This is a genomic window from Deinococcus rhizophilus, from assembly GCF_030271215.1.
In the GTDB taxonomy this organism is placed as follows: domain Bacteria; phylum Deinococcota; class Deinococci; order Deinococcales; family Deinococcaceae; genus Deinococcus; species Deinococcus rhizophilus.
On the sequence record NZ_JASNGB010000321.1, the window covers coordinates 1 to 1,444 of the forward strand.

General features: G+C 73.8%; 3 protein-coding genes. 1 reads left to right on the top strand and 2 read right to left on the bottom strand.

The window, feature by feature from the left end:
* The coding region (locus QOL99_RS17025) for an HRDC domain-containing protein (RefSeq protein WP_285525570.1) at window positions 1-591 on the top strand (591 nt) is incomplete at its 5' end.
* Between the two features lie 69 nt (window positions 592-660).
* Here the strand turns inward: QOL99_RS17025 and QOL99_RS17030 are convergent.
* Together QOL99_RS17030 and QOL99_RS17035 are read right to left on the bottom strand one after the other, a co-directional pair.
* On the bottom strand, window positions 661-999 hold the full coding sequence (locus tag QOL99_RS17030; RefSeq protein ID WP_285525572.1) for a (2Fe-2S) ferredoxin domain-containing protein: 339 nt from the start codon (window positions 997-999) through the stop codon (window positions 661-663).
* Window positions 999-1,444, bottom strand: a 446-nt coding sequence (locus tag QOL99_RS17035) for an ABC transporter ATP-binding protein (RefSeq protein ID WP_285525574.1), incomplete at its 5' end; no start/stop codon positions are given. The genes QOL99_RS17035 and QOL99_RS17030, both read right to left, overlap by 1 nt.

Consider the following 1,444-nt stretch of genomic DNA (forward strand, 5'->3'; position numbering starts at 1 on the left):
GCCCCGTTCCCCCCCGCTCCCCAGGCCCCCACGCCCGACGAGCCCGGGGAGGAGGTCTGGACCCCGGAGATCGTCTTCAGCGGCAGCAGCCACGAGGGGCCCGCCCCGCTGCCCATCCCGGTCAGCGACGGCCCCGACGAGCCCGAGCTGGAGGTTCAGCCGCCCCTGGCCGAGCCGGAAGCCGAGCAGACCTCTGGGGAGGAGACCGCCGACGGGGAGACTCCAGCCGACGGGGCGACCGACGACGAACCTGCCCGGCTGCCGGAGCCCACGCCGGAGCCCGACCCCGTGCCCGCCGCCCCCGACCTCGCCCCGGACCTGCCCGTGACGGCCGAGGCGGGCGCGGCTCCTGACCCCGCCGCCGACCTCACCGACGAGCAGGCCGCGGTCTACGCCCGGCTGCGCGAGTGGCGCAACGCCGAGGCCAAGCGCCAGGAGGTCAGCCGCTTCATCATCGCCAGCAACGCGACCCTGGCCGAAGTCGCCCGCCGGGTGCCCTACACGATGGACGACCTGAAGGCCGTGAAGGGCATGGGGCCAGAGCGGCTGCGGAAGTATGGGGACAAGATTCTGGAGGTGGTGCGGGGGTAGAGCACCCCGTCAAGCCGTCGGGCAGCCCCTGGGATGCGAACCCAGGGGCTGCCTGCTGCAAAGCGGCAGCTACTCCGGTCCGTATTTCCGCTCCTGCGGCAACTCCGCCCCGTCCTGCACGGCCTGCGCGATGCGGGTCGCCAGCGGGAAATCCACCGCCGCGTACCAGCCCTCCTCCAGCCCTCCCCCCGAGGCGCGGTACACGCAGAGGGCAGGGCCGAACGAGCAGGCGCCCAGGCAGCCACTCTCGGTGAGGCGAATGGTGCCGCCCGATTTGTAATAGGCGAGCGACTGCCGTTCCAGGTGGTTCCAGAGCGCCTTGTGCAGCAGCACCGAGCCCCGTGCCTGGCAGTTCTGGCCCTGGCAGACGAGCAGGTGGCCGTGGGTCTTGAAATATCTGGGGGGCATCAGTCCTCCGGCAGGATAACGGGGCGGTCCCCGTCGCGCAGCACGCGCACGCGCAGTCCGTAGGCGGCGTGCAGGTGCGCGGGCGTGAGGACCCCGGCGGGGGGGCCCTGCGCGAGCACCCGGCCCTCATGCAGCAGCACCAGGCAGTCAGCGCGGGCGGCGAGGTTCAGGTCGTGCAGCACGGCCACCACGCCCAGCCCCCCGGCGGCCTCGCAGCGGGCGTGCCGGATGATCTCCAGCCCGTAGGCGAGGTCGAGGTGGTTGGTCGGCTCGTCCAGCAGCAGGAAGCGCGGCTGCGCGGCCAGCGCCCGGGCGAGGCTGACCCGCTGGCGTTCGCCGCCCGAGAGTTCATGCACCCGCCGCTCGGCGAAGCGGGCGGTGTCGGTGCGCTCCAGGGCGCGGTCCACCGCCGCCTCGTCCTCCCCGGTCCAGGGGCGGCGGGGCA

Excerpts from the sequence above, each read along its gene's own strand:
- QOL99_RS17030 (WP_285525572.1), bottom strand. The coding sequence starts at position 999 with ATGCCCCCCAGATATTTCAAGACCCACGGCCACCTGCTCGTCTGCCAG.